The sequence below is a fragment of the Stenotrophomonas sp. YJH_SMC_65 genome, from assembly GCF_059369475.1.
Genome location: NZ_JCAFSR010000012.1, coordinates 1 through 18585, shown reverse-complemented (window position 1 = coordinate 18585; position 18585 = coordinate 1). Strand labels below are relative to the sequence as shown.

At 67.1% G+C, this 18585-nt stretch carries 19 protein-coding genes and 4 tRNA genes; 14 read left to right on the top strand and 9 right to left on the bottom strand.

Translation table 11 applies throughout. The features are described 5' to 3' along the window. The first annotated feature begins 82 nt into the window (after positions 1–82). On the top strand, positions 83–1309 hold the full coding sequence (locus tag AC5P7A_RS18660) for an ATP-binding protein (protein WP_032960817.1): 1227 nt from the start codon (positions 83–85) through the stop codon (positions 1307–1309). Continuing rightward, positions 1306–1875 (top strand): response regulator transcription factor, encoded by a 570-nt coding sequence (locus AC5P7A_RS18655; protein ID WP_012510702.1) that lies wholly within the window; start codon positions 1306–1308, stop codon positions 1873–1875. The genes AC5P7A_RS18660 and AC5P7A_RS18655 overlap by 4 nt, the downstream gene beginning before the upstream one ends. Positions 1876–1999: 124 nt before the next feature. On the opposite strand, the gene pgi is transcribed toward AC5P7A_RS18655, so the two are convergent. From pgi to pcnB, 6 genes are all read right to left on the bottom strand, one after another. Further along, a complete protein-coding gene (gene pgi, locus AC5P7A_RS18650; RefSeq protein WP_049442316.1) occupies positions 2000–3514 on the bottom strand; it encodes a glucose-6-phosphate isomerase in 1515 nt (504 codons plus the stop codon). Further along, positions 3511–3891 (bottom strand): aspartate 1-decarboxylase, encoded by a 381-nt coding sequence (panD, locus tag AC5P7A_RS18645; RefSeq protein ID WP_014646751.1) that lies wholly within the window; start codon positions 3889–3891, stop codon positions 3511–3513. The genes pgi and panD overlap by 4 nt, the downstream gene beginning before the upstream one ends. A 161-nt stretch (positions 3892–4052) precedes the next feature. Further along, entirely contained in the window at positions 4053–4892 is an 840-nt protein-coding gene (gene panC / locus AC5P7A_RS18640) for a pantoate--beta-alanine ligase (protein WP_014646750.1), read from the bottom strand. Beyond that, a complete protein-coding gene (panB, locus tag AC5P7A_RS18635) occupies positions 4889–5704 on the bottom strand; it encodes a 3-methyl-2-oxobutanoate hydroxymethyltransferase (RefSeq protein ID WP_014646749.1) in 816 nt (271 codons plus the stop codon). The genes panC and panB overlap by 4 nt, the downstream gene beginning before the upstream one ends. A gap of 34 nt (positions 5705–5738) precedes the next feature. After that, the gene (gene folK, locus AC5P7A_RS18630; protein WP_495220454.1) at positions 5739–6224 is read right to left on the bottom strand and encodes a 2-amino-4-hydroxy-6-hydroxymethyldihydropteridine diphosphokinase; all 486 of its coding nucleotides are present in this window, start codon (positions 6222–6224) and stop codon (positions 5739–5741) included. Positions 6225–6227: 3 nt separating this feature from the next. Further along, positions 6228–7607, bottom strand: a complete 1380-nt coding sequence (gene pcnB / locus AC5P7A_RS18625) for a polynucleotide adenylyltransferase PcnB (protein ID WP_032960826.1) — start codon at positions 7605–7607, stop codon at positions 6228–6230. 52 nt (positions 7608–7659) lie between these two features. Between pcnB and AC5P7A_RS18620 the strand changes: the two genes are divergently transcribed. After that, positions 7660–7734 (top strand) — tRNA-Glu (locus AC5P7A_RS18620). A gap of 526 nt (positions 7735–8260) precedes the next feature. Here the strand turns inward: AC5P7A_RS18620 and AC5P7A_RS18615 are convergent. Continuing rightward, on the bottom strand, positions 8261–9685 hold the full coding sequence (locus AC5P7A_RS18615) for a sugar porter family MFS transporter (protein ID WP_495220453.1): 1425 nt from the start codon (positions 9683–9685) through the stop codon (positions 8261–8263). A 180-nt stretch (positions 9686–9865) separates the two neighbouring features. On the opposite strand from AC5P7A_RS18615, the gene fdxA reads away from it, so the two are divergent. Beyond that, positions 9866–10189, top strand: a complete 324-nt coding sequence (gene fdxA / locus AC5P7A_RS18610) for a ferredoxin FdxA (RefSeq protein WP_005409054.1) — start codon at positions 9866–9868, stop codon at positions 10187–10189. A gap of 187 nt (positions 10190–10376) precedes the next feature. On the opposite strand, the gene AC5P7A_RS18605 is transcribed toward fdxA, so the two are convergent. Beyond that, positions 10377–10892, bottom strand: coding sequence for a hypothetical protein (locus AC5P7A_RS18605; RefSeq protein ID WP_032960832.1), 516 nt, complete (start codon positions 10890–10892; stop codon positions 10377–10379). Between the two features lie 32 nt (positions 10893–10924). Further along, entirely contained in the window at positions 10925–11818 is an 894-nt protein-coding gene (gene dapA / locus AC5P7A_RS18600) for a 4-hydroxy-tetrahydrodipicolinate synthase (RefSeq protein ID WP_032960833.1), read from the bottom strand. 163 nt (positions 11819–11981) lie between these two features. On the opposite strand from dapA, the gene AC5P7A_RS18595 reads away from it, so the two are divergent. The 10 genes from AC5P7A_RS18595 (at position 11982) to AC5P7A_RS18550 (ending at position 17934) form a co-directional block, all read left to right on the top strand. Then, positions 11982–12542 (top strand): glycine cleavage system transcriptional repressor, encoded by a 561-nt coding sequence (locus tag AC5P7A_RS18595; RefSeq protein ID WP_005409051.1) that lies wholly within the window; start codon positions 11982–11984, stop codon positions 12540–12542. Between the two features lie 91 nt (positions 12543–12633). Continuing rightward, entirely contained in the window at positions 12634–13113 is a 480-nt protein-coding gene (locus AC5P7A_RS18590) for a peroxiredoxin (RefSeq protein WP_014646743.1), read from the top strand. An 84-nt stretch (positions 13114–13197) separates the two neighbouring features. Then, positions 13198–14598, top strand: a complete 1401-nt coding sequence (locus AC5P7A_RS18585; RefSeq protein ID WP_014646742.1) for a PhoH family protein — start codon at positions 13198–13200, stop codon at positions 14596–14598. Then, positions 14595–15101: a hypothetical protein gene (locus AC5P7A_RS18580; RefSeq protein WP_014646741.1), complete on the top strand. Its 507-nt coding sequence runs from the start codon at positions 14595–14597 to the stop codon at positions 15099–15101. Before AC5P7A_RS18585 ends, AC5P7A_RS18580 begins: the two co-directional genes overlap by 4 nt. Positions 15102–15113: 12 nt before the next feature. Beyond that, positions 15114–15782 (top strand): YoaK family protein, encoded by a 669-nt coding sequence (locus AC5P7A_RS18575; RefSeq protein ID WP_329889838.1) that lies wholly within the window; start codon positions 15114–15116, stop codon positions 15780–15782. Positions 15783–15890: 108 nt separating this feature from the next. Then, positions 15891–16700 (top strand): bifunctional hydroxymethylpyrimidine kinase/phosphomethylpyrimidine kinase, encoded by an 810-nt coding sequence (gene thiD, locus AC5P7A_RS18570; protein ID WP_046429932.1) that lies wholly within the window; start codon positions 15891–15893, stop codon positions 16698–16700. Continuing rightward, positions 16697–17623, top strand: a complete 927-nt coding sequence (locus AC5P7A_RS18565; protein WP_142234573.1) for an alpha/beta hydrolase family protein — start codon at positions 16697–16699, stop codon at positions 17621–17623. The genes thiD and AC5P7A_RS18565 overlap by 4 nt, the downstream gene beginning before the upstream one ends. Next, positions 17614–17690, top strand: a tRNA-Arg gene (locus tag AC5P7A_RS18560). The genes AC5P7A_RS18565 and AC5P7A_RS18560 overlap by 10 nt, the downstream gene beginning before the upstream one ends. A 58-nt stretch (positions 17691–17748) precedes the next feature. Then, positions 17749–17825: transfer RNA gene (locus AC5P7A_RS18555), tRNA-Arg, on the top strand. A 32-nt stretch (positions 17826–17857) separates the two neighbouring features. Beyond that, positions 17858–17934: transfer RNA gene (locus AC5P7A_RS18550), tRNA-Arg, on the top strand. The last annotated feature ends 651 nt before the right edge of the window (positions 17935–18585 follow it).

Sequence of the window (18585 nt, the reverse complement as noted above, 5' to 3'; positions counted from 1 at the left end):
GGTGACTCGCATTCAGCCGGTGGCACGGCTGCGGCCGATTGTCGCAGGCACAGCCGCCCGTGAACGCATACGATGAGCGTGAATGACCGGTCCCGACGCCCCGTTTCTCCGTACCCTGTGCAGCCTGCGCTGGCTTGCCGTAGGCGGCCAGGCCGCCACCATCCTGGTTGCCACCTGGGTGCTGGGCCTGCCGTTGCCGCAGCTGCCGCTATGGGCCGGCGTGGCGGTGCTGGCCCTGTTCAACATCTATACCCAGTTGCGTCCGGACGCGGCTGACACCGCACCGCTGACCGCGTTCGGCCACATCCTGGTGGACGTGATCATCCTGACCTGGATGGTCGGCTGGAGCGGCGGCATGGCCAACCCGTTCAGCTCGCTGTTCCTGATCCTGATCGCGCTGGCCGCGTTCGCCCTGCCCCTGCGCTGGGCATTGGCGGTCGCACTGGCCTGCCTGCTCGGCTACGCCGCCAGCGGCATCTTCGGCCAGCCATTGCCGGACGGTTATTTCCGCGCGCAGGACCTGAATCGCTGGGGCGTGGTCGCCAACTTCCTGATCTCCGCCGCGGTGGTACTGGCCTTCTCCACCCGGCTGGCGCTGGCCCTGCGGGAGCGCGAACTGGAACTGTCGGCACTGCGCGAGCGCTTCGCCCGCAACGAGGGCATCGTCGCGCTGGCCACCCATGCCGCCTCGGTGGCGCATGAACTGAACACGCCGCTGGCGACCATGACCCTGCTGGCCGACGATGTGGCCGAGCGCAGCGAAGAGCCGGAAGTGCGCGAGGACATGGAAACCCTGCGCGAGCTGCTGGTGCAGTGCCGGGAGCGCGTGCTGGCGCTGGCTGCTCCGGCCTCGGCCGACGCACCGGGCCGCAGCCATTCCAGCGCACAGCAGGTGCTTGAGCAATGGCGCCTGGTGCGGCCGACCATCGACCTGCACCGCAACGATGATGCGCCGCTGCGGCTGCCGCTGGACCCGGGCGTAGGCCATCTGCTGATGGTCCTGCTCAACAACGCCGCCGATGCCGGCGAGAAAGCCGGCCGGCCACGCGTGGACCTGGACCTGCGCATCGAAGGCGACGACCTGATCGGCGAAGTCCGCGACTACGGCCATGGCTTCGACGCCCGTGCCGCCGTGCTGCCGGGCAAGCTGTTCGGCAGCAGCAAGAGCGAGGGCATGGGCGTCGGCCTGGCCCTGTCCCATGCCACCATCGAACGCCTCGACGGCGAGATGTGGATGCGCCCGGCCCAGGGGGCCGGCAGCCGCGTCGGCTTCCGCCTGCCGCTGGCCCCACGCGAGGACACCCCATGAGCCTTCACCATTCCACCCTGGGCCTGCTGGTCGACGACGACGAGCTGTACCTGCGTACCCTGCAACGCAGCCTGGCCCGCAAGGGGCTTGAAACGCAGACCGCACAGGATGCCGCCAGTGCGCTGGCGCTGGCCCGGCAGCATCCACCGGCCTTCGCGCTGATCGACCTGAAGCTGGGCAGCGATTCCGGCCTGGCACTGATCCAGCCGCTGCGCGCGCTGCGCGCGGACATGCGGATCCTGCTGGTGACCGGCTACGCCAGCATCGCCACCGCGGTGGAGGCGATCAAGCTGGGTGCGGATGATTACCTGCCGAAGCCGGCCACGGTGCCGATGATCCTGCGCGCCCTCGGCGAGGAAGACGACGGCCCGGCCGACGATGGCGAAATGGAAGTGCCCGATGCGATGACGCCGATCAGCCGCCTGCAGTGGGAACACATCCAGCAGGCGATGCACGAGACCGGCGGCAACGTGTCAGCGGCCGCGCGCCTTCTCGGCATGCACCGGCGCTCGCTGCAGCGCAAACTGGCCAAGCGGCCAAGCCCGGAGCGCGACCCGAGCCGGTGACACGGTAGTGCCGGCCGCTGGCCGGCAACCCATCCGCTGCGGTAGTGCCGGCCGCTGGCCGGCAACCTCATGAACGATTGAAGCATCACCTGGATGCCGGCCAGCGGCCGGCACTACCAGAGCATCAGCGCTTCAGCTGCGCCAGGATCTCGCGGGTCATCGGATCGGCAACCGCCACATCCTCGCCCTGCAGCGCCGGCAGCAGGCCACTGGCCAGTTGCTTGCCGAGCTCGACACCGAACTGGTCGAACGCGTTGATGTTCCAGATCACCGACTGCACGTACACGGCGTGTTCGTACATGGCGATCAGCGCACCCAGTGCCTGCGGGGTCAGCGCGTCGAGCAGGATCAGCGTGCTCGGCCGCCCGCCCGGGTAATCGCGGTGCGGATCATCGCTGCTCTGGCCATTGGCCAGCGCCTCGGTCTGTGCCAGCAGGTTGGCCAGCAGCGCCTGGTGATTGATCGTGTAGGGATCATCGTTGTGCACACAGCCGATGAAGTCGGCCGGAACGACGCTGGTGCCCTGGTGCAGCGCCTGGAAGAAGCTGTGCTGCACATCGGTGCCTGCCCCACCCCACCACACCGGCACGGTGTCGGTGGTGACCGGCGCACCATCACGCTGCACGCGCTTGCCCAGGCTTTCCATCACCAGCTGCTGCAGGTAGGCCGGCAGCAGCGCCAGACGCTGGTCATAGGTCATCACCGCATGCGTGGCATGGCCCAGCAGGTTGCGGTTCCAGATGTCGGTCAGGCCGTGCAGCACCGGCAGGTTGCGCTCCAGCGGTGCATCCAGCGCATGCGCATCCATCTGTGCGGCGCCTTCCAGCAGCTGCTCAAAGCGCTCGAAGCCGATCGCCAACGCGATCGGGAAACCGACCGCCGACCACAGCGAATAGCGGCCACCCACCCAGTCCCACATCGGCAGTACGCGATCGGCGGCGATCGCGAAGGCCTTGGCGGCGCGATCCGGATTGGCGCTGACTGCATACAGGCGCTCGCTGCCGCCCAGCCAGTCGTGCAGGATCTGGCCGTTGAGCAGCGTTTCCTGCGTACCGAAGGTCTTGGAGATGAGGATGCCGGCGGTCTTGGCCGGATCCAGCGTGGCCAGCGTGCGCTGCATGGCGGCGCCGTCCACGTTCGAGACGAAATGCACGCGCAGGCGCGCACCGCTGACCGGACGCAGCGCGTCGGCGACCAGGCGCGGGCCAAGGTCGGAACCACCGATGCCGACGCTGACCACATCGGTCACGCCACTGTCTTCCAGCGCGCGCACCAGCACGCCCATGCGCTGGCGGATCGCGCGCGCGGTGGCATAGGCCTCGGCCGCCACCGGCGCATCGACCACATCGCCGCGCAGCGCGGTATGCAACGCAGCGCGCCCTTCGGTCAGGTTGACCTGTTCGCCGCGGAACAGGCGCGTGATGGCACCGCCGACATCACGCTCGGCAGCCAGCGCCAACAGCGCCTGCAACGCCGCGGCATCGTATTTCTGCCGTGCGAAATTGACGTACAACGGACCGACCCGCAGCGCCAGCTCCTGTACACGGCCGGGTTCGGCGGCGAGCAGGCTGGGAATGCTTGCGCCCTTCAGGCGCTGGGCGTGGGAATGCAGCGAGTCGAATCCGTTGTTCGTTGTCATGCGGCCTGGGTCGGGATCGTGTCGTTGGTGTGGGTGATCTGGTTGTTGCCATCAACGTACACCAGCTTCGGCCTGAAGCTGTCAGCTTCCTGCTCGGTCATGCTGGCGAACGCGGCGATGATGATGATGTCACCGACCTGCACGTGGCGCGCAGCGCCACCGTTGAGCGAGACAACGCCGCTGCCGGCTTCGGCGCGGATGGCATAGGTCGAGAAACGCGCACCATTGGTCACGTCCCAGATGTGCACCTGCTCGAACTCGCGGATGCCGGTGGCAGCCAGCAGGTTGTCATCGATGGCGATCGAGCCTTCGTAGTTCAGCTCGGAATGGGTGACGGTGGCGCGATGGATCTTGGTCTTGAGCAGGGACAGGTGCATGGGGGCGCTGCAACGGCAAAGGAAAGAGCGGATTCTAGCACCCGCGCAGCGCGGGGCATCACGGCCGGCAACCTGTTCAGGTAGGCGGTGAAACCGGGGTCAGAACCCTTTTCCCCTGGAAAAGGGATCTGACCCCATGCATCGCGCGGCGCCGCCGGAACTCAGAACTCCAGGTTGTCGATCAACCGGGTGGTTCCCAGGCGCGCGGCAATCAGCGCCACGCGGCCACCGCCGTCGAAGGTCGGCTCGGCCAGCTCCGGGGTGCGCAGCACCGCGTAGTCGACCTGGAACCCGGCTGCCTGCAATGCGGCCGTGGCGTCGGCTTCGATGCGATCACGTGCCTGCCCCGCCACGTAGCCCTCGCGCATGCCCAGCAGGGTGCGGTGGATGGTGGTCGCGACCGGGCGCTGTTCGTCGCTCAGGTACTGGTTGCGCGAACTCTTGGCCAGGCCATCCTCGTCGCGCACGATCTCAGCACCGACGATCTGGATCGGGAACGACAGCTCGGCCACCATCTGCCTGATCACGGCGAGCTGCTGGTAGTCCTTGCGGCCGAACACGGCCACGTCCGGCTGCACCTGCAGGAACAGGCGCGCCACCACCGTGCAGACGCCATCGAAGTGCCCCGGGCGGCTGGCGCCTTCCAGCACTTCACTGACACCCGGCGCGTGCATGCGCGTGGTCCTGTCCACGCCCAGCGGATACATCGTCTCCACGCTGGGCAGCCACACGGCATCGCAGCCGACCTGCTCCAGCCCGGCCACGTCGGCCTCGGGCGTGCGCGGGTAGCGACTGAAATCCTCGTTGGGGCCGAACTGGGTCGGATTGACGAAGATGCTCGCCACCACCTTGTCGGCGTACTGGCGGGCCAGGGTCACCAGCGAATGGTGCCCCCCATGCAGGTTGCCCATGGTCGGCACCAGCGCCACGCGCAGGCCCTCACGCTTCCACTGGGCGATCTGCTCGCGCAACGCGCCGAGCTCGTTGAAGGTCTGGATCATTGGGCGTAGGCGTGCTGTTCGTCGGGGAAGCTGCCGTCGCGCACCGCGTCGGCAAAGGCGCGGGTGGCACCGGCCACCGAGCCACCTTCGGCAAGGAAATCCTTGACGAACTTGGGACGGCGATGGCCACTGTCCAGGCCGAGGAAATCGTGCAGCACCAGCACCTGGCCATCGCACTGCGGGCCCGCGCCAATGCCGATGGTCGGCACATCCACCGCAGCGGTCACTTCGGCAGCGACCGGGGTCGGCACGCATTCAAGCACCATGATGCTGGCGCCTGCGGCGGCCACGGCCCTGGCGTCCTCCACCAGCTGGCGCGCAGCATCGCCGCGGCCCTGGATCTTGAAGCCGCCCAGTCGCAGCACCGACTGCGGGGTCAGGCCGAGGTGCGCGCAGACCGGAATCTCGCGCTCGACCAGGTAGCGGATGATGTCGACCTTGAAGCCGGCACCTTCGATCTTGACCATCTCGGCACCGGCCTGCAGCAGCTGCAGCGAGGCATCCAGCGCGCGTTCCGGGGTGGCATCGGCGCCGAACGGCAGGTCGGCCACCAGCAGCGCACGCTGCAGCACGCGGGCCACGGCCCGGGTGTGGTAGACCATGTCGGCCACGGTCACCGGCAGGGTCGAATCATGACCCTGCACGACCATGCCCAGCGAATCGCCGATCAGGATCAGATCGACGCCGTTGGCATCGAAGGTGCGGGCGAAGCCGGCGTCGTAGGCGGTCAACATGACCAGCTTCTGGCCATTGCGCTTGGCCTCGGCCAGGGCGGGAACGGTCCAGGGCTTGCTGTCTGCGTGGGTGCTCATGTGCTGATAACCGGGGGAGATAACCCGGGCATTATCACCCTATCGGCGCGATCCCGCAGGCATCGACCCGCATCACTGCATCCTGCACGCGTCCATGGCCAGGAATTGCCAGTTCCGGCGCGATTTCGGCCAGCGGCACCAGCACGAAGGCACGCTCGTGCAGGTACGGATGCGGCACCTTCAGCCCAGGCTGGTCGAGCGCCTGCGCGCCATACAGCAGCAGGTCCAGGTCCAGCGCGCGCGGGCCCCAGTGCACTGCCGGATCACGCGTGCGACCGAAGCGCTGCTCCAGCGCCAGCATGGCCTGCAGCAGCTCATCGGCCGGCAAGGTGGTTTCGACCGAGGCCACCGCATTGACGAACGGCGGCTGGTCTTCATTGCCCCAGGCCGGCGTTGCGTAAAGCCGCGAGGCCTGGCGCAGCCGGGTCCCGGGCAGGCCGTCCAGCGCGGCAATCGCCGCGCCGACGGTGGCGGCCGCGTCGCCGAGGTTGGCGCCGAGGCCGATCCAGGCAAGGGTCATCGCTTACTCGCCCGCTGCACCGGCCGCGGCACCCGGACGACGGCGGCGACGGCGGCGCTTGCGCGGCGCTCCGCTCTCGTCGTCGCCATCTTCGCTGTGCATCGCATCCAGCGACGACTCCAGCTCACGACCGGACTGCGCCTGCGCTTCGCGCCAGAACTCGACATCGGCGGCGTGCTCGGACGACGCCACCTGGCGCAGGCTGAGGAAATCGAACGCGGCACGGAAGCGCGGATGGGTCAGGGTGCGGAACACGCGCTTGCGCTGGCGCGAGCTGAAGCGCGACTGCAGCAGCCAGATTTCCTGCATCGGCAGCGAGAAGCGGCGCGGCAGCGCGATGGTGCTCAACTGCTGCACGGTGACGCGGTCGGCGGCGCGGCGCTGCGCCTCTTCCGGTGCCACGCCCTGCTTGAGCAGGGTCGCCTGTGCACGGCAGAACGCCGGCCACAGCAGCAGCGCGAACAGGAACGCCGGCGAGACCGGTTCGTCGTTAGCCACCCGCGCATCGGTATTGGCCAGGCCCTCGACCAGCATGCGGCGCAGCGCGCCGGTGCGGTTGGCTTTCAGCGCCTTGGCGCTTTCCGGGAACAGCACGTCGAGCAGGCCGTAACGCTCAAGGCCTTCGAAGCTGGCCACGCCGTGTCCGGACAGGAACAGCTTGAGCACTTCCTCGAACAGGCGCGCTGGCGCGGCTTCGTTGAGCAGGCCGGCCAGGTGCGGGATCGGCGCGGCAGTACCCTCTTCGATCTGGAAGCCGAGCTTGGCCGCCAGGCGCACCGCTCGCAGCATGCGTACCGGGTCTTCCTGGTAGCGCTGCACCGGGTCGCCGATCAGCTTCATCAGGCGCGCCTGCACGTCCTCGAAACCACCGGTGTAGTCGCGCACCGAGAAGTCCTCGATGGCGTAGTACAGGGCGTTGCAGGTGAAGTCGCGGCGGATGGCGTCGTCTTCGATGGTGCCGTACACGTTGTCGCGCACGAGCATGCCGTTTTCCATCTCGCGGTCGCCGCTGCCGTCATCGCTGTTGGCACGGAAGGTGGCGACTTCGATGATTTCGCGACCGAACACTACGTGGGCGAGGCGGAACCGGCGGCCGATCAGGCGGCAGTTGCGGAACAGCTGCTTGACCTGCTCGGGCGTGGCGTCGGTGGCCACGTCGAAATCCTTGGGTTGGCCATTGACCAGCAGATCGCGCACCGCGCCGCCGACAAGGTAGGCGCCGAAGCCGGCATCGCGCAGGCGGTAAAGCACGCGCAGGGCGTTCGGGCTGATGTCCTTGCGGGAGATCGTGTGCTGGTCGCGCGGGATGACGCGCAGGCTGAACGGTGATGTAGCAGAGGAAATGATGTTGGCGCTTCCGGTTGAAGTTTCGGGATTGCCCAATGGCATCGAGGTGCATATACTAGCGCTCCTGCCTCGGCAGCGACACAGTTACGCTCCCTTCGTCTAGTGGTTAGGACGTGGCCCTCTCAAGGCTAAAACAGGGGTTCGAGTCCCCTAGGGAGCGCCAGTCGCCGCAGCAGGAACCGAAAAAGCCCGCCTTGTGCGGGCTTTTCTGTTTTCCGGGATTGCAGTGATTGCGGTCGGGTTGGTCGCTTTGGCGCCTCCCTGCAATCGGCTCGAGCCGGTGGGGTCCCCCAGGGCAGGACACGCCGTGAACCCATCCATGGGGGCTCGATGGCGCCATCCTTGGCGCCAACGGTCCTGCCCTGGGGGACCCCACCGACTCTGGACGGTTTCCCGCCAGCTGCGGCAACAACCGACCAGCGCTTCGCCGCATCCGCACGCACCATGAAACTGTCAGGAGGGGGCAGGCCGCCCTCTCCAGGACCGTTGGCGCGATGGGTTGGGCGCATGCGCCCGACGGGTTGCGCAGGAGCCCAAGCCTGGTCTTGCCGAGTGCGCAGGACAGCGCACGCGAGCAAGGCGCCATCGAGCACCATGGATGGGCTCTTGCGTGTCCTGGAGAGGGCGGCCTGCCCCCTCACACTCTGGACAAGCAGGCGCCGATGGAACGCAACCGAAGCCAGTCGCCGTCAGCCTTCCATCTGCTCCAGCTCCTTGCCCTTGGTCTCGCGTACGTAGCGGACCACGAAGACGATCGAGAGGATCGCCGCGACCGCGTAGATGCCATAGGCGCCGGCCAGGCCGATGCCGGCCAGCAGCATCGGGAAGGTCACGGTGATCGCGAAGTTCGAGGTCCATTGCGCCGCACCCGCCACCGCCAGCGCCGGGCCGCGGATCTGGTTGGGGAACATCTCGCCCAGCATCACCCACATCACCGGGCCCCAGGACATGTTGAAGAACACCACGTAGACGTTGGCGGCGACCAGCGCCAGCCGCCCCATGCCATCGGACAGCTGCAGGCGCCCGCCGGCCAGGCTGCCGCTGGCAAACGCCACCACCATCAGCACCAGCGCCACCGACATGCCGACCGAGCCGACCCACAGCAGCGGCTTGCGCCCGATGCGGTCGATCAGCAGCACGGTGAGCAGGCAGGCGCCGATGCTCAGCGCGCCGGACAGCACATTGATCAGCAGTGCGTCGCTTTCAGAGAAGCCCACCGCCTGCCACAGCACCGCGCCGTAGTAGAACACCACGTTGATGCCGACCAGCTGCTGGAACATGGCCAGGCCGATGCCCACCCAGAGGATCGGGCGCAGCCTGCCGGTAGCCCTGCTGCGCAGGTCGCCGAAGCGCGGCTTGTGCTGGTCCTGTGCCAGGCTGGCTTCGATCTCGGCCTGCTTGGCCCGGGCAGCGGCCTCGCCGTACAGTCGCGACAACACCACACTCGCCTGCCCCTGGCGGCCCTTCAGCACCAGGAAGCGCGGGCTTTCCGGAATCACCAGCAGCAACAGCAGGAACAGCGCGGAGGGCAGCGCCTGCATCCAGAACATCCATCGCCAGGCTTCGTGGCCCAGCCACAGCGGCTCGGTCGAGGCGCCGGCGGCGCGGGCCAGCAGGTAATTGCTGAGGAAGGCCGCGAACAAACCGCAGATGATGGCCATCTGCTGCACCGTGGCCAGCCGGCCGCGATAGCGCGCCGAGGCGACTTCGGCGATGTAGGCCGGTGACATCACGCTGGCCGCCCCCACCGCAAAGCCGCCCAGCACGCGGGCCGCGATGAACAGCCAGGACGCGTGGGCCGCCCCGGCGCCCAGCGCCGAGACCAGGAACATCAGCGCGGACACGATCAGGACACCACGGCGCCCCAGGCGGTCGCCCAACCAACCGGCCAGGAATGCACCGACCGCGCAGCCCAGCAGCATCGAGGCAACTTCGAAACCCAGCGCCGCCTCGCTGGAGTTGAAGGCCTGGCGCAGGCCATCGACCGTGCCGTTGATGACACCACTGTCGAAGCCGAACAGGAAGCCACCAAGCGTGGCCACGCAACTGATCAGGACGATGAACGCTGTGTTTTCACCACCGTGGGAGGCGGTGCGGGACGGGGCCTGGGACATGGACGATCCTGCTGGGAAGGGAGCCCGGCCACCAGGACCGGTTGTCGCGCAGCCTCGCACACGCCCTGCCGTGCCGCCAATGGCCGCGCCTGCCAGACGCCCGTTTTCCGTCCCATCCCGACACCGGGGGCCAACCTGTTCTAGAATTGGCGGGTTCAGGAATCGATCCACCCCCAGCCCATGCCCTTTGTCGTCACCGAAAACTGCATCAAGTGCAAACACACCGATTGCGTGGAAGTGTGCCCCGTGGATTGCTTCCACGAAGGCCCGAACTTCCTGGTGATCGACCCGGATGAGTGCATCGACTGCACCCTCTGCGAGCCGGAGTGCCCGGTCAACGCGATTTTCCCCGAGGACGACGTCCCCGCCGGCCAGGAAGGCTTCGTTGCCCTCAATGCCGAGCTGGCGAAGGAATGGCCGGTGCTGACCGTGCGCAAGGACCCGCCCGCCGACGCCGGCGAATGGGACGGCAAGCCGGACAAGCTGAAGCTGCTGGAGCGCTGAGAAGCGCCCGCGGCGGCAACGGAAAAGGGCGCCCATGGCGCCCTTTTCTGTTCTCGGTAGGTGCCAACCTTGGTTGGCACAAAAGCGCCGACCAAGGTCGGCCTCTACCAAGGCACGTCTTCCGGTAGGTGCCAACCTTGGTTGGCACGGAAGCGCCGACCAAGGTCGGCCTCCACCAGGGCGACCCTTACTGAGCCAGCTTCGCCTTCAGCGCGGCGATCAGCTTCACCGGCGCTTCGGCGGTGGCCGGCAGGCCACGCGGGTCGACCGCGGAGATGTAGGCACCTGCATCAACCGCCACCACGCGGACCAGGAAGTTGCTGCCTTCGTAGGCCACGTCGTACGAGCCCAGCAGCTGCGCGCGGCTGGCGATGGTCACGCCTTCGACGCCTTCCAGCGCGGTACCGACCTTGGCGAAGGCTTCATCCTTGCCACCGGCAATGGTGAAACCGGTGTTGCCCACCGCCGGGGCTGCGGCGACCGGCGCCGCCGGCTTGGTGGCCGAGGCCAGTGTCGGCACCTTGTTGTCGGTGGTGGCGTTGGGCAGGTTCAGGTCCGGCGGTACTTCCAGCGGGCGCATTTCCGGGGCCAGGGCGTAGTCGCCCTTGACGCCACGCTTGAAGCAGCCGGTGGTGCCGGCCGCAACAGCTACAGCAAGCAGGGCGTAGGACAGCACGCGGACAGTGGAAACGGATTGACGCATGTGAATCTCCTGGGTCAGACCAAGACGGAAGGTCAGTGGCTGGAAAGGGCTTCGAGGGCGGCGATGTCGCCGGCAAGGTGGTCGGCCGCGGGATGATGTGCTGCCGACAGCGGCAGCAGCGGCAGGCGCAGGTCATGGCCGATGCCGATGCGGCGCAGCAGCGCCTTGACCGGGATCGGGTTGGGTTCGACGCCACAGAAATCATGGAAGGGATGCAGGCGCGCGTCCCACGACTCGGTGGCTTCGTGGTCGTGCGCGGCAGCCAGCTCGCACATCCGGCGATACGCGCCCGGAAGCACGTTGGAACCGACCGAGATCAGGCCATCGATGCCGGCCCGGATCGAACGCGCGGCGGTGCCGTCGTCGCCACTGAGCACCGCGAACGTCGGGCTGCGCAGCGCCAGCAGCGCCTGCACCCGGCCGGTGTCACCCACCGCTTCCTTGATGCCGACGATATTGGGGTGGCTGGCCAGCTCGGCCACGGTCTCCGGCTGCATGTCGCAGCCGGTACGGCCGGGCACGTTGTACAGCACGACCGGCAGCCCGCCCTGGTCGGCCACCGCGCGATAGTGCGCGATCAGGCCAGCCTGGGTCGGCCGCACGTACGGCGGGGTGACCACCAGTGCGTGGCTGGCGCCAAGGGCGGCGGCACGGCGGGTCTGTTCGATGGTCTTGGCGGTGCCCGACAGGCCGGTGCCGGCCATGACCGGGATGCGGCCGCCGATGCGTTCGACGGCGCTGGCCAGCAGCTGGTCGTACTCGGCATCGGTCAGGGTCGCCGCTTCGCCGGTCGAGCCAGCCACGACAACGCCATGGACGCCACCCTCCAGTTGCAGGTGCAGCAGGCGCTGCCAACCATCGGGATCGAGGGCGCCGTCGGCCCGGAACGGGGTCGCCAGCGCGGTGATGAGGCCGGAAAGGGACAAGGACGTGCTGCTCTTGGCTGGGAAGGGAAACGCCCGCCACGAAAGGCTGGGGGCGGCCTGAATGTTACTTGCGGCGCGAAAGCACGGGCAAGTATGCTGGACACCGGTGGATCCCCGCCTCTGGCGGGCATTCAGACTCACGCATGCATTACCCGGAATCGCCTTGACCGACACCACCCCGCGCCCCGCGCCGAGCGAAAACCACCTCCTGATCAACGCCTATACGACGCATCCGGAGTCCCCCCTGCTGTCCGTCACCCGCCGCATCGCCGACAGCGGCTGCAACCTGGTGGACGCACGCCTGGCCACGGTCGGCCGCGATGTCTCGGTCACCGCCCTGGCCACCGGCTCCTGGGACTCGGTGGCCAAGCTCGAGGCGATGCTGACCCGGCTGGAGCGCGAGGAGGGCCTGAAGCTGGTCTGGTACCGCACCGCCGCCAAGCAGGCGCAGTCCAACCTGCTGCCGTACATCGTCGAAGTGATCGCCGCCGACAAGCCGGGCATCCTGTTCCAGCTGGCCGACTTCTTCGACCGCCAGGGCATCACCATCGAGAACCTGCAGAGCACGCGCTACCGCGCCATGCAGACCGGTGCGGAAATGTTCAGTGCACAGGTCACCATCGGCGTGCCGGCCAACATGCACATCGCCGCGCTGCGCGACGATTTCCTTGAGTTCTGCGACCACCTGAACCTGGACGCGATCATGGACCCGATGAAGTTCTGAATGAATTCCTGATTTTTCGCGCGCCTCTCACGGGCGCGTGGCGTTTCATGCAATTGTCTTGGAAAGAACCCAGGCTCGACAGAAGGACCTCATGAACAACGGCGATACCCTGGACAGCACCACCCTCTCCCTGCCGCTGGCGCTGTCCGGTGGCGACCAGGCCACCCTCGGCGACTATGCCGGCCAGTGGCTGGTGTTGTACTTCTACCCCAAGGACAGCACTCCCGGCTGCACCACCGAAGGTATCGACTTCAACGCGCTGCTGCCGAAGTTCAAGAAGGCCGGCGCGGTCGTGCTGGGCGTCTCGCGCGATTCGGTGAAGTCGCACGACAATTTCTGTGCCAGGCAGGGCTTCGGCTTCCCCCTGGTCAGCGATGGCGACGAAGCGCTGTGCAGCGCCTTCGACGTGATCAAGATGAAGAACATGTACGGCAAGCAGGTACGTGGCATCGAACGCAGCACCTTCCTGATTTCCCCCGACAGCCGCATCGTGCAGTCCTGGCGCAAGGTCAAGGTCGCCGGCCATGCCGATGCCGTTCTCGCCGAACTGAAGGCCTCCCAGTCCAAGTGAGTCCCACTGCCTACTGTGTCTGCCATCACCCTGCCCGGCAGCAGGCCGTGGTGGTTTTTCCCTGTCCGTAACCAGGAATCGACGATGACCCGAGGCAAGCGCATCTACGTGCTGGATACCAACGTGCTGATGCACGATCCGACCGCGCTGTTCAAATTCGAGGAGCACGACGTTTACCTGCCCATGCAGGTGATCGAGGAGCTGGACAACGGCAAGAAGGGCACCTCCGAAGCGAGCCGCAACGCCCGCCAAGTGAGCCGCTTCCTCAACGAGCTGGTGCAGGCCTCCGGCCTGGACAACCTGGCCGACGGCATTCCGCTGCAGCGCCCGAATGGGCTGCAGCTGCGCGGCAAGCAGAGCGCCGGCAAGCTGCGCTTCCAGACCAGCCATTTCGACGCTGGCAAGAGCTTCGGCAAGGTGATCCCGGACAACGCCATCCTCGGCGCGATCCTGGCCCTGAAGGAAGAAACCCCCGACCTGCCGGTGGTGTTCGTCTCCAAGGACATCAACCTGCGGATCAAGGCCGCCATCGCCGGCATCGTGTCCGAGGACTACGAGAACGACCGCGCGCTGGACGATTTCAGCCTGCTCTACACCGGCGCTACCGAGCTGCCGGAAGACTTCTGGAAGCGCCACGGCGACGACCTGCGCAGCTGGAGCGACAAGGGCCGTACCCATTACGAAATCCAGGCGCAGGACGGCGAGGAGTGGTACCCGAACCAGTACGTCTACCTGCCCGGCGAAGATGAAGTCGAGCTGCGCGTCAGCCGCGTGGTCGGTGACGGCAAGGTGGTGCTGTCGCTGGTCGATGATTTCCGCCACGGCAGCCACGCCGTGTGGGGCATCAGCGCACGCAACCGCGAGCAGAACTTCGCCCTCAACGCACTGATGGATCCGGAGATCGACTTCGTCACGCTGCTGGGTACCGCCGGCACCGGCAAGACCCTGCTGGCGCTGGCCGCCGGCCTGGCGCAGACGATGGACCAGCAGCGCTACCGCGAGATCATCATGACCCGCGCCACGGTCAGCGTCGGCGAGGACATCGGTTTCCTGCCCGGCACCGAAGAAGAGAAGATGACGCCGTGGATGGGCGCGCTGACCGACAACCTGGAAGTGCTCACGCACAACCAGGAAGGCGGCACGTGGGGGCGCCAGGCGACCAACGACCTGCTGGCCAGCCGCATCAAGATCCGCTCGATGAACTTCATGCGCGGCCGCACGTTCCTGTCGCGCTACCTGATCCTGGACGAGGCGCAGAACCTCACCCCGAAGCAGATGAAGACGCTGATCACCCGCGCCGGCCCCGGCACCAAGATCGTCTGCCTGGGCAACGTCGAGCAGATCGACACCCCGTACCTGACCGAGACCACCTCGGGCCTGACCTACGCGGTGGATCGCTTCAAGAACTGGCCGCATAGTGCACACATCACCCTGCGCCGTGGCGAGCGTTCGCGCCTGGCCGATTACGCTTCGGAGGTGTTGTGAACCGCCGCACCCGCCTGCTGCTGCCCACGGCTGCAATCACCCTCGCAGCCGTGCTGGGCGCCTGCACCACTACGCGCGGCCCGGCCAGTGTGCCCACCGCCGAGCGCACCGGCCAGTCCTGGGTGGTCACCCGCCCGATCATCGCCGCGCAGGTGCTCGACACCTGCTCGCGGCCCAGCCCCGGCCGCGAGGCCGGGCGGGTCAGCGGCTACTGGGCACCCAGCCGGCAGCAGATCGACCAGCTGGAAGCGAATCTGTCTTCGCTGGAGGCCCAGGTGCCGAAGGTGCTCGACTTTGACCGGCAGTACGTCGGCATCGAAAGCGCAGGCCGACGGCTGATCTACATCAATGCCTTCCACCTGCCCGACGACAGCGGCATCAATCCGGCCCGCGAAGCGATCCGCGTCTGCGATGGCGGCGCGCAGTTCTGGGGCGCGGTGTTCGACCCGGCCAGCAACACCTTCAGCGAGCTGCAGTTCAACGGCGGCTTCGGCGGGCCCTGAGGGGCCCCGCCGATGGGAATACGCCTGCCCACCTGGGTCTGGATCGGCGCGGTCGCGCTCTCGTGCGTGGCCGGCATGGTCAACGTGGTCGGCTTCCTCGGTTTCGAGCACCAGGCGGTCAGCCACATGACCGGCAGTACCAGCCAGCTCGGCATGGCACTGGCCCAGGGTGACTGGCGCGCGGTCGGACACCTGTGGGGACTGCTGATCGCGTTCTCGCTGGGCGCAATGCTCAGCGGCCTGCTGATCCAGGACAGCACCCTGCAGCTGGGCCGACGCTACGGCGTGGCGCTGGCGCTGGAATCGGCTCTTTTGCTGGTGTCCATTCCGCTGTTCGAACAGCACCAGATCTGGGGCGCACTGGCCGCCGCCATGGCCTGCGGCCTGCAGAATGCAATGGCCACCACTTTCAGCGGCGCGGTGGTGCGCACCACCCACCTCAGCGGCATGTTCACCGACCTCGGCATCGGCCTGGGCCACCTGCTGCGCGGACTGCCGTTGCAGGTGCGACGACTGACCCTCAGCGGCCTGATCATCAGCGGCTTCCTCGCCGGCGGCATCCTCGGCGCCTGGCTGTTCGTGCGCTGGCAGTACGACGCCCTGCTCGCCCCGGCCATGCTGACCGGCCTGACCGGACTGGGTTATGTGCTGTACCAGCAGTGGGCGCGTTGGCGGCATTGAGGGCGGCGCTCCGGGGGGTCAGATCCCTTTTCCTGCGGAAAAGGGATCTGACCCCATCTATCAGCGGCGACGCTACCTCCTTTACGGTGACCACGGCACAATCGCTGGATGAGCCCGACCACTCCCGTTTCCGCCCTCACCATCGCCGGCTCCGACTCCGGCGGCGGTGCCGGCATCCAGGCCGACCTGAAGGCTTTTGCAGCGCATCGCGTGCATGGCCTTTCCGCGATTGCTGCACTGACCGCGCAGAACACCCGCGGCGTCATCGCCGTGCATGTACCGCCGATCGATTTCCTGCGCGCGCAACTGGACGCCTGCTTCGACGACTTCGACATCCACGCGGTGAAGCTCGGCATGCTGGCCAACGCCGAGGTGATCAATGCCGTCGCCGATGCATTGGAGCGCCATCGCCCGCCACACGTGGTGCTGGACCCGGTGATGGTCGCCACCAGCGGCGCGCGCCTGCTGGAAGACAGCGCCCTGCAGGCGATGCGCGAGCGGCTGATCCCGCTGGCCACGCTGATCACCCCGAACACGCCGGAAGCAGAGCTGCTGGTCGGACGGAAGATCGGCAACGGCGACGACGCGGAGCGCGCCGCTTCCGCCCTGCTCGACCTGGGCGCCGGTGCGGTGCTGCTCAAAGGTGGCCATCTGCAGGAAGGCAACCGCGTGATCGACCGCTACTTCGACGGCGTCAGCAGCGAAGAATTCATCCATGCCCGCCTGCCGCTGGACGCACATGGCACCGGCTGCACGCTGGCCTCGGCCATCGCCGCGCAACTGTGCAACGGCTTGAGCCTGGCCAATGCCTGCGAAGCCGGTATCGACTACGTTGCACGCGGCCTGCAGCAGGGCTATGCCCCCGGCCGCAGCGAGGTGCTGGTGCTCGATCACTTCGGCGCGGCACCACACGCATGAGCCTCACACCGGACGTCCTCGCCGTGCAGTGCGCTGATGGCCATCGCTACGAAGTGATTGCCTGCGTGCCTGCACAGCCCATCGCGCGCCTGCTGTGGCTGCCGGCACTGGGCGTGGCCGCGCGCCACTACCTGCCGCTGGCGCAGGCGCTGGCGGCGAAGGGCGTGGCGGTGTACCTGCACGAGTGGCGCGGCAATGGCAGCAGCTCACTGCGGCCGTCGCGCACGCAGGACTGGGGCTATCGCGAGGTACTCGAACAGGATCTGCCCACCAGCCAGGCGGTCCTTGTCGCGGCGGATGACGAGGCCGGCGCGCTGCCCTGGATCATCGGTGGCCACAGCCTCGGCGGTCAGCTGGCCTGCGTGCATGCCGGCCGCAATCCGCAGCACTTCAACCGCTTGTGGTTGGCGGCCAGCGGCTCACCGTTCTGGCGTGGCTTCCCACCACCGCGGGGCTGGCTGCTGCCACTGGTCTACCGCTTCCTGCCGTGGATCGCACAGCGCCAGGGCGTGCTGCATGGCCGGCGCCTCGGCTTCGGCGGCACCGAAGCGCGCGGACTGATCGCCGACTGGGCGCGCGTGGGCCTGAACAACCACTATGCCGCGGCCGGCATGGACGAAGACCTCGACGCACAGATGGCGCGCGTGCATGGCAGCGCGCAGGCGGTGTTGATGGAACACGACTGGTTGGCACCGACCGGATCGATGCAGACATTGCTGGCCAAGCTGCCGAATGTGGACGCGCAGCTGCGCGTGCTGTCGGCGCAGGAACTGGGCACGCGTGCGGATCATTTCGCCTGGTTGAAGGCCCCTGACGCTGTGGCGGACCGCTTTTTCATTCAGTTGGATGAAAATTTTCACAAAACTGTTGACGGTACGCGCCGACATCCGCATAATTCCGCTCCTGTCGCAGGGCGCCCGTAGCTCAGTTGGATAGAGTACCTGGCTACGAACCAGGCGGTCGGGAGTTCGAATCTCTCCGGGCGCACCACTCGACAGGTTTTCAGCATCCGCCGCTGGAAATGCAGTAAAATTTGATTGTGTACCGCGCGCCCGTAGCTCAGTTGGATAGAGTACCTGGCTACGAACCAGGCGGTCGGGAGTTCGAATCTCTCCGGGCGCACCATACACAGTCAGCACAACAAGTTTATGTAATTGGCGCCCGTAGCTCAGTTGGATAGAGTACCTGGCTACGAACCAGGCGGTCGGGAGTTCGAATCTCTCCGGGCGCACCATTACACCGAAACAGCAGGCCTCGGCCTGCTGTTTTTTTGTGCGTGTTTTTCGGCAGGGCTGCGCCCTGCCCCCCTGGTAGTGCCGGCCGCTGGCCGGCAACCTCAACGACAACAGCAGCAGCACGCATTCCGTGGGTTGGCGGGGCGGTGTCGGCGTGCGGGGACGCCGCAAGTACGTCCATGTAGCAACTGTGTTGATGGAGGGGCTTGGCCCCTCCATCAACACAGTTGCTACATGGCGATCGTCGAGATCCAGGCTTACACGGCGGCCCACGCCGGCTCTCGACACCTACGCTGCCAGATTCCGATCAGATAAGGCTTGGCAGCCGCATCCATGCGGCTGACACCCCGCACTCCGACACCGCCCCACCTTCGACAGGTTCACGCGGCTGTTGGTAGGTGTCGACCTTGGTCGACACATCTGTCAGATATCGAGTGAATTCATCCACGCATGACGTGGATCTACCGTGTCGACCAAGGTCGACACCTACCAGAGCAGTACGCCGTTCCGACAGATCGCGGAAAACTGTCGAAGGCGGGGTGGGTCCGGTTGCGGGAGTGTCCGCGGCATGGATGCCGCGGCCAAGCCCCCATGGGTGAGGGCGCTTTGCTTGCGAAGCACTGCTTCGCAAGCGCCCGAACGCACAGCCG

What these genes read in the sequence shown, in the direction of transcription:
- AC5P7A_RS18660 (WP_032960817.1), top strand. Translation starts at nt 83, where the DNA reads ATGACCGGTCCCGACGCCCCGTTTCTCCGTACCCTGTGCAGCCTGCGC.
- AC5P7A_RS18655 (WP_012510702.1), top strand. Translation starts at nt 1,306, where the DNA reads ATGAGCCTTCACCATTCCACCCTGGGCCTGCTGGTCGACGACGACGAG.
- pgi (WP_049442316.1), bottom strand. Translation starts at nt 3,514, where the DNA reads ATGACAACGAACAACGGATTCGACTCGCTGCATTCCCACGCCCAGCGC.
- panD (WP_014646751.1), bottom strand. Translation starts at nt 3,891, where the DNA reads ATGCACCTGTCCCTGCTCAAGACCAAGATCCATCGCGCCACCGTCACC.
- panC (WP_014646750.1), bottom strand. Translation starts at nt 4,892, where the DNA reads ATGATCCAGACCTTCAACGAGCTCGGCGCGTTGCGCGAGCAGATCGCC.
- panB (WP_014646749.1), bottom strand. Translation starts at nt 5,704, where the DNA reads ATGAGCACCCACGCAGACAGCAAGCCCTGGACCGTTCCCGCCCTGGCC.
- folK (WP_495220454.1), bottom strand. Translation starts at nt 6,224, where the DNA reads ATGACCCTTGCCTGGATCGGCCTCGGCGCCAACCTCGGCGACGCGGCC.
- AC5P7A_RS18615 (WP_495220453.1), bottom strand. Translation starts at nt 9,685, where the DNA reads ATGTCCCAGGCCCCGTCCCGCACCGCCTCCCACGGTGGTGAAAACACA.
- fdxA (WP_005409054.1), top strand. Translation starts at nt 9,866, where the DNA reads ATGCCCTTTGTCGTCACCGAAAACTGCATCAAGTGCAAACACACCGAT.
- AC5P7A_RS18605 (WP_032960832.1), bottom strand. Translation starts at nt 10,892, where the DNA reads ATGCGTCAATCCGTTTCCACTGTCCGCGTGCTGTCCTACGCCCTGCTT.
- AC5P7A_RS18590 (WP_014646743.1), top strand. Translation starts at nt 12,634, where the DNA reads ATGAACAACGGCGATACCCTGGACAGCACCACCCTCTCCCTGCCGCTG.
- AC5P7A_RS18585 (WP_014646742.1), top strand. Translation starts at nt 13,198, where the DNA reads ATGACCCGAGGCAAGCGCATCTACGTGCTGGATACCAACGTGCTGATG.
- AC5P7A_RS18575 (WP_329889838.1), top strand. Translation starts at nt 15,114, where the DNA reads ATGGGAATACGCCTGCCCACCTGGGTCTGGATCGGCGCGGTCGCGCTC.
- thiD (WP_046429932.1), top strand. Translation starts at nt 15,891, where the DNA reads ATGAGCCCGACCACTCCCGTTTCCGCCCTCACCATCGCCGGCTCCGAC.
- AC5P7A_RS18565 (WP_142234573.1), top strand. Translation starts at nt 16,697, where the DNA reads ATGAGCCTCACACCGGACGTCCTCGCCGTGCAGTGCGCTGATGGCCAT.